This is a genomic window from Corallococcus sp. CA049B, assembly GCF_003611685.1.
GTDB classification, from domain to species: Bacteria; Myxococcota; Myxococcia; order Myxococcales; family Myxococcaceae; genus Corallococcus; species Corallococcus coralloides.
In genome coordinates this window covers 22,037-29,287 of record NZ_RAWC01000106.1, presented here as the reverse complement: position 1 = coordinate 29,287, position 7,251 = coordinate 22,037, and the positions used below count along the sequence as shown (strand labels likewise).

Annotated in this window: 5 protein-coding genes; 1 reads left to right on the top strand and 4 read right to left on the bottom strand. The window is 63.0% G+C overall.

All coding sequences use genetic code 11. The features are described from left to right. The first annotated feature begins 50 nt into the window (after positions 1–50). On the top strand, positions 51–392 hold the full coding sequence (locus D7W82_RS22560; RefSeq protein WP_147439466.1) for a hypothetical protein: 342 nt from the start codon (positions 51–53) through the stop codon (positions 390–392). Positions 393–402: 10 nt separating this feature from the next. Here D7W82_RS22560 and D7W82_RS40135 read toward each other — a convergent pair whose 3' ends face one another. The 4 genes from D7W82_RS40135 to D7W82_RS22540 form a co-directional block, all read right to left on the bottom strand. Beyond that, complete coding sequence (locus D7W82_RS40135) at positions 403–1,440, bottom strand: hypothetical protein (RefSeq protein ID WP_147439465.1); 1,038 nt, start codon at positions 1,438–1,440, stop codon at positions 403–405. An 881-nt stretch (positions 1,441–2,321) separates the two neighbouring features. Further along, positions 2,322–3,127 (bottom strand): IS5 family transposase gene (locus D7W82_RS22550; protein ID WP_120620316.1). Its coding sequence is split into 2 segments (ribosomal slippage): positions 2,322–2,782 and positions 2,782–3,127, totalling 807 coding nucleotides; the frame shifts between segments, so codons are not numbered across the junction. A gap of 1,254 nt (positions 3,128–4,381) precedes the next feature. Next, on the bottom strand, positions 4,382–5,761 hold the full coding sequence (locus D7W82_RS22545) for an IS1182 family transposase (protein ID WP_120620315.1): 1,380 nt from the start codon (positions 5,759–5,761) through the stop codon (positions 4,382–4,384). 69 nt (positions 5,762–5,830) lie between these two features. Beyond that, on the bottom strand, positions 5,831–7,186 hold the full coding sequence (locus D7W82_RS22540) for a DUF4403 family protein (protein WP_158617709.1): 1,356 nt from the start codon (positions 7,184–7,186) through the stop codon (positions 5,831–5,833). Positions 7,187–7,251: the final 65 nt, after the last annotated feature.

Below are 7,251 nucleotides of genomic sequence, written 5' to 3'. Positions count from 1 at the left end.
GAGGAACATGACTCTGGGGGGCTTCGCGGTAGCGGCGGCCGAGGGGACTGGTGAAGTGCAGCACCCCGCCGGCGGTCTGCGTCATCGTCCACTCTGTATCGGTTTTTCAGAGTGTGGTGGCGGGTGCAGAGGTTGCACACGTCGGTTCTGCCGTCGTGTTGGTGTTCGTGGTTGTGATCGATCTGGCAGCGGATGGCGGGTTGGCGGCAGCCGGGCATGCGGCAGTGCTGGTCGCGGGCGCGGAGGAACCGGATCTGTTCTTTCCGGGGCGTGTATCGGTCGGTGGCGAGCACGGTGCCGGAGGCACTCCCAGGTGCCTCAACACCTACGTGGTGATGCTGCACTTCGCACTGGGCATCATCACCTGGTTCCAGTCACTTCTGCCGAAATAGGCTCTAAGGTCTATGCACGCTCTTCTTTATCTGGTGTCGGCCGTCCCTCGGGAGACGGGGACAACTTACTGTGGTTTCCTTCAGGGATGACGATCGCTTGGTGTAGTCGAGCGCCAGCGGTTGGTTCAGTGGTTTCTCGATTTGGTGTGGTGTCTGTGCTTGTTGGTTGTGTTTGTTCGCTTGGCGGTTGTTTGGTGGTGCTGGAGATATTGGGGCCTGCGACAGCGGCTTTGAGTCGGCCCTCAAGCTCGTCAACCAGGATGGTAATTAGGGCGTATGCGCGCCTTGTGAATAGGCCAACGAGCAATCCGCTGAATGCCATGCTGTATGGGTTGAAATTAGGCAGTTCGCCTGCCAGATCCAGCATGAAGACGTTGCGCCCGCCGCGCAGTGCAAGGAAAATAACAAATCCCGAGGCCATGCCGAGCGCAAGCTGCTCGGGCGGGAGACTGAGTCCTTTCCCCTCTCGCATTGTTGCGATAATTGAGCCAACGAGAGTGCAAGCTATTATGATGATTGCGATGAGAAAGTCGTTGCGAACATAGGCTAGTTCTTGTGTGGGGAGACGGAATGATGAGTGGCTGGGATTTTCCCGAGAACTGAGAGGTAGGGTTGTTTTGAAGTCGCCTATTTCGGCCTTTATGAGAGTTGCGGTCAGTTCGAGACCGCGCATCGTTTCCCTGACGGTGCTCTCTTCTGTTGCGCCTCCTCGTGCCGACAGTGTGTTGATGTCTGCTCGGGCTTTTTGTGTGTTGAAATAGACTAGTTGTGCGAATTGTATTTTATTGTCGATTTCGGAGTGAGGGGTGTCCGTTGTGGTTTTGTGGTTTTGTGTCTCGATTTTCCGGAGGACTGCGTTTATGAGTTGTGTCTCGGTGTTTGCGATCTCTGCGAGTGCGTGGTGTCGAGATGAGATTTCGGAGATTGCTGTAATGGCGAGAATGGCGCTGAGTGTGAGTGTGCCAGCCGTGTAGGCTGACATTGCTGTTCGTGGGATGGATGTGCGGAATGGTGGTGTGGTCGGGGTTTGGTTGGTGCTGTTTGTCATGGTGGTTTTTTTGTTTTGATTTTTGTATGGGCCTAGCGTCTGGTTAGGCGTAGGGCGGCTGCGGCCGGATGCTCAGCCAGTGCACGCGACCTTCTTTGTGGCTCCCTCTCATCATATAGTTCCTTCCTCTAAGGGCATATTTCGGTAGGGAAGAAGCCGGCCCGCCTGCTGCGTTCTGAGAACTGGATGGCAGGGGCTTGGGGCTAGTGAAGAAGGATGCCGGAAGGCAGATGCCCGGAAGAGTTATGGGCGAGGCTGGGGCCGTTGCTACCCAGTAAGACTGCGCCCATTCGGGTGACCGACAGGTTGTCCATGGACGCCGTTCTCCTGGTGCTGCATCCAGGCATGCAGCACCAGGAGTTGCCTCCGTCAAATCGGACTGTCATGGGCCGCCCTATCGGATCGCTCGCGGGTCACCCGCTCGGATCGCGGTTTCAATCAGACCAAGGAGCCCGCGTGCTCGGGAGCGACAAGGGTCGGCTTCGCCAAGACCTGAACGGTTCGGCGCCCTTGACCCCCCTCCGCGCGCGGGCATGAGGCAACCGGCCGCCAGGGACCAGTCCCGGTGGATCATCGGATGCGATTCGTTCAGCCGATCCCGACGCGGTCCATTGCCCCGGTCTCTGACAATCGGACACGGTTAGTGGGGTGGAGTCGCGAGTCGGAACTCGCGCAGGGAGCGCATCTTCAGTGCTTTGTGCGAGTGCTCGGTGTTGTAGTCGTTGACCTAGGCGGGTAACTGCTGGAGGGCCACTTTGGTGCCGTCGTTCTTGCCCGAATGCTCCCATTCGGGGGCATTGGACCCTGTGTGGACAGTCTCAAAGCCACGTGGCCAGAAGGCTGTGTCGGCCGAGGACGCGGGCGCGACAGTCTGACAGCTCCTAACAAATGCCAGGACAGAGGCGTCGTAGGAGCATGACGCAGCAGCCGAGGACGAGGAATCCAAAGTGCACGTCGTCCCTGCGCTCGTCGCGGACACGAAGGCGGCGCAACTGGTTCTTCCAAGCCAGCGTGCGCTCCACGACCCAGCGATAGCGCCCCAGCCGCTCCTTGGATTCGACGCCTGGACGCGCGATGCGAGTGGCGATGCCTCGCAGGCGGAGTCCCTGCCGGTTCTTCCTGGAGGCATAGGCTTTGTCGGCGTGCAGCTTTGTTGGTCGCAGTCTTCGCTGGCCCGAAGGCATCCTCACCGCGGGCACGGAGTCGATGAGCGGGAAGAACTCGTGCGTGTCGTGGACGTTGGCGGCCGTCACGGACTCGGTGAGCGGCAGGCCCTGGGCGTCTACGAGAAGATGATGCTTGCTACCCGCCTTCGCTCTATCCGTCGGGCTTGGGCCCGTGAGGGCCCCCTTTTTGACGCCCGGACGGACGAGGAGTCGATGGAGGCTCTCGAGAAGTCCACCTTGCCTCTCATGCCCAGCTCATCCAGCAGCCGCGCCTGGAGCTGCTCCCACACGCCGGCCCGGGTCCATTCCTCCAACCTGCGCCAGGCTGTCATGCCCGATAGGCCGAACTGCTTGCGAGGCAGCATCTCCCACGGGATGCCGCTCCTCAGCACGAAGACGATAGCTTCCAGCGCCGCCCGGTCGTCCGCACGAGGACGGCCCAGCTTCTTCTTGGGCCGAGGTGGAGGCAGCAGCGGCGCCACGCGCTGCCAGAAGGCGTCGGGAACGAGTTCGCGGAGCATGCTCCTCAAGCTGGAGACGGCCCTTGCTCCTGGCCAGTCTGGTCCGCACTTTCGTTAGGCGCTGTGAGTGTTGTCTCGGAAAGTCTGCACCGCGCGACGAACTCGCGTGTAGTCAGTAAACGGTGGCCGCTTCTTCATGCTCTCGGTTAACAACTTATTGGTGGCGCGAGCTGGCAAGAGGATCCGAGCCTCCTTGGAGACAGGGAAGCGCAGCAACCCTGGAAGGTATGACATCGAATGTCCGGGATAGTCAGAATCGGCTGCCTGCAGTGGTTAACAAAACTGTTAACCACTCTCGGCCTCGCTCTCCCAAAAACGGGTGAAAGCGCGGTCCAGAGAGCCCAATTGGCAGCGGAGGAGAGCAGGCATCTCGCTCTGCGAGGAAGAGGGCCGAGAGCGTCCTCTTCAGCGCCGCGAGCCAGAATCCCTTGGGATTCTGGGGCTTCGGCACGAAGGCCCAGCGCCGTTCATCTCAGGCCCCTGGAAAAGCAAAAAGGCCCTGCCGGGCTAGGGCAGGGCCTTCTTTTTTTGCTCCCCGAATGAAGCCCTGCGCGAACTCGTTCTCGGCTTTTCTCTCAGAGGGCTCAAACTCTCTGAGGGCCTAAAGGCGAGTGATACCCAGCGGTTTCAAAGAGGGGGCTGGGCGAGCCCTTCAATCGGGGGCCGATTGAATGTCCGCAAACTAGACGGTGGGTGACCTCCCGTCCTTGGTTCTGATCGTCTCGGCGCCCGCTTCACCGAGAGTGCGTGGCGGCGGTGGGGCGTGGGCTCGCGGGCGAAGCATGGGGTAGGTGCAGGTCGCATGGTCTCGACGCGCGCGCCGGCCTCGGGACGAAGCCCTGTCCGGGTGCCCCCGCGGTCCATCGCGGCCCGTCCGCTTGGCGTCCGCAGCCTGCGCTGGCAGGCCTCCGCAGGCGGTGTCGAGCCAGGCCGCGCGCAGCAGCAGCTTGGTACGTCCCGATGCCGCCCCCGGTGCTCCACCTCCCCCTTCGCCGCTACAGGCACTCGGTGGCTCCGTGCTCGCGCCTCAACGAGTTCGTGAAGCGGCGAACGAATTTCGGCTAGGTACAGCCGTCCTCGCATCTCGTCCTCCGGTGTGCGCACGACACCACGCGACGGTGCGGGGGCGATCTCCCAGGAGGCGTTTCTCAACAGCCTGCTAGGAGTGTGTTGGGGTAACGGGCAAGGAGCTGGATACCAAGCTCATTGCAGCACAGGTGCCGCCTCGCCCGTCTGGGGCCGGCGGCACCGCCACTACGCGGTGGCCTGGGCCCGATGGAGTTTCAGCAGGTTGTGGGTGAGGCAGATAAGCGCCCACTCGCCGCGCGCCTTCTTGAGCCCACGCAGCAGCAGCTGGCGGAAGCCTCGCGCCTGTTTGATTTGGCCGAAGGGCGGTTCCGCCACCGCTTTGCGTCGGGCGTATACCTGTCGTCCTGCCTTCGTCCTCAGCCGACGCGCCATCCAATCCTTGACGCTCAGCTCGCGCGGCATTCGTCCTCGCACCGCGGGCGGCTGCACGCCGTGCTTTTGCCGCCCGACGGCCACGTACGCATTGATGCCCATGCTTGCCGCGCGCGTGAGGTTCTCCTCGGAGAAATAGCCCGCGTCCGCCGTCGTCACCTGGGGCACCTCGCCGCAGTTCTCCACCACCTGCTCCAGCAGCGGCAGGAAGTGCTCGACGTCCGGCGGCTGGTTGGTGAGGGCCTGGGCCACGATGATTTGGTGCGCCGCGTCCACGGCGGCCTGCGCGTTGAAGCCCTGGATGAAGCCCTGCTGCGTCTTCTGGATTCGGCTCTCCGGGTCGGTGAAGTTGCGCTGCGCCTTGGGCTTGGGGGGGCCGTCTGCTTCGCTCTGCACCTGGTGGCGCGGCAGCGGTGTCGGGCCGCTCGGCGGCTCGTCGCCCCCGTCCTGCTGCTTCTCCGCCTGCTGCTTCTCGGCCTGCTGCGCTGCCCTGGCTGCCTTCGCCTCGGCCTCCAGCTCCGCCTTGGCGGCGCGGATGCGCGCCAGCCGCGTCTCGGCTCGCTGGAGCTCCTCGGGGAGCTCGTCTCCGCGCTTCTTCTTGCCGTAGAGCTTGTCCTCGGCCGCGTCCGCCGCCTCGGCCGCCTTGAGCAGCGCGGCGACCTTCTCGGCCAGCTCCTTCTCGCGCTGCTGCATCCGCTCGTAGCTCATCGCCTTGTGCTTGCTGGCGTTGGCTTTGAGCTTGGTGCCGTCCAGCGCCACGTGCCCCAGTTGCACCAGCCCCGCCTTCTGGCAGAGCGCCAGCACCTGCACGAAGAGCCCCGCCAGCACGTCCAGGTGCTGGCGCCGGAACTCGCTCACCGTGCTGTGGTCCGGGTGCTGGCCGGCGGCGATGACTCGGAAGGCGATGTCCTCGTACGTCTTCTTCTCAATCTTGCGCGAGGAGGCCACCCCCACGCAGTACCCGTAGAGCAGCAGCCCCACCATCATCCTGGGGTGGTGCGGCGGGTAGCCTCGCAGTTCCCGCTCGTAGCGCTCCAGCAGCGGCCTCAAGTCCAGCTCCGCCACCGTGTCCAGGATGAAGTACGCCACGTGCCCGGCGGGCAGCCACTCTCGGGGCGAGGGCGGCAGCAACTCCGACTGCTCCGGCGCGTAGGGGCGGAAGGTCTTGCTCATAGGTAGGCAAAGAGCACCACGCCTCTGCCTACCTTTCAAATAGGTTCTTCCGATTACCCCGACACGCTCCTAGGGCGTAGCGGTCACTGCGGCATTGCCATCAATGTGTGCTGTGACACGGAATCCGAGCTCGGATGTCTCCACACGGCGGACGTGTACCTGCGAGAGCTGAATCTCCAACTTCGCCTTCTCGCCTATGGACCTGTTCAGGCTGGTCGTGGTGGCACGGGTAATCGCAGCCCCCAGATCAGGGAACTGCCAGCGCGTGCGCTGGTCGATATCGTCACGCAACTGGTCATGAAACAGCAACGAAGCCAGTTGCAGCACGACGTCTTTCGTCTCCACGCTGAAGTCCAGGTCCTGGATGCTAAGGACCTGGGTCGAGGGTTCATAGTGCGGCACTCCCACCAAGTAGAGGGTGACCCCGTTCTCTCCACCCGAGAGGTCCACCTTCACCACCGCCTTGCCTCCCTGTCCCTGGATACTCGCATCCGTAATGGTGAGGGTTCTCCCTTGCAATTCGTACGTCCGCCCTCGCAGTGATTCACGGAGCAGTCGGGACGCATGGGAGTAGTCCACCTCGCCATCGACCACGATTCGGAAGTCGGGCGCATGGATGCCAGAGAGCTGCTTGGGCAGCGGCGTGACTGGGGACGCGCCCTTTCTACTCCCGACGCGGACATCGGCCAGAAGGTGGATTTGGTGGACCAACTGCGCGTCCTGGATGCCCGACGAGGCCAACTGCATGCCTTGGGGCGCCACGTTCAGCCAGAGGTCCTGACCCAGCGCCAAGGGCTCCTGAATCTCTTTCCAGGCCGTCTCGGCGGAGTGGTAGAGCGTCTTCGAGAGCCGCTCCTCCACCGTTCCGGCGACTTCGCCCAGCTTGCTTGTGAGTGCCGACGTGATGCGGTCCGTCACGTCGATGTTCAGGAAGGTGACCTTGCAGCGTGACAGCGGATGGGTGCCAGGGACCTCGTGTAGGTCCACGCTCCACTCCGGAGTCACCTGCGGCGTCGCGTCGAGCCATGCCTGCATCGCGCCCGAGCAGGATGCGACCTGGGGGCAGATGTGGCCCTTGAGGGGCCACGGCTTTTTCTCGCGCTTGCAGGCCCACGCCTTGTAGTGAAGGGTGGTGCCGATGCGGAGCGTCTGGCCCGTGGTCGTCAGTACCATGGGCTCCCGTCGTACCTCCCACTTCAGGCCCCAGCTATCGTTGTCGACCATCGTCCATGCCCCGGTCTTGATGTCCTCGGGAGGCACCGAACTCTCAGCAAGGATCTGCAACGCGTTGAGCGGCGTCGCGACCCTGACGGTAATGCGCGAAGGCTCGTCCGTGACCAACGGTTGGGAGGCGAGCTGCGGCGCGGCGGCCTGTGTGGCGGCGACGTACAGCGTTAGCCCCGAGAGGGCGAGCATGCTGGACATGGACATACCTCTTCCGGCTATGGCTTGAGCCTGTCGGTCCCAGGACGGCTATCCGCATCCTGTAT

Bases quoted from the DNA above. Each gene is read 5' to 3' on its own strand.
- D7W82_RS22540 (WP_158617709.1), bottom strand. From the start codon at position 7,186: ATGTCCAGCATGCTCGCCCTCTCGGGGCTAACGCTGTACGTCGCCGCC.
- D7W82_RS22545 (WP_120620315.1), bottom strand. From the start codon at position 5,761: ATGAGCAAGACCTTCCGCCCCTACGCGCCGGAGCAGTCGGAGTTGCTG.
- D7W82_RS40135 (WP_147439465.1), bottom strand. From the start codon at position 1,440: ATGACAAACAGCACCAACCAAACCCCGACCACACCACCATTCCGCACA.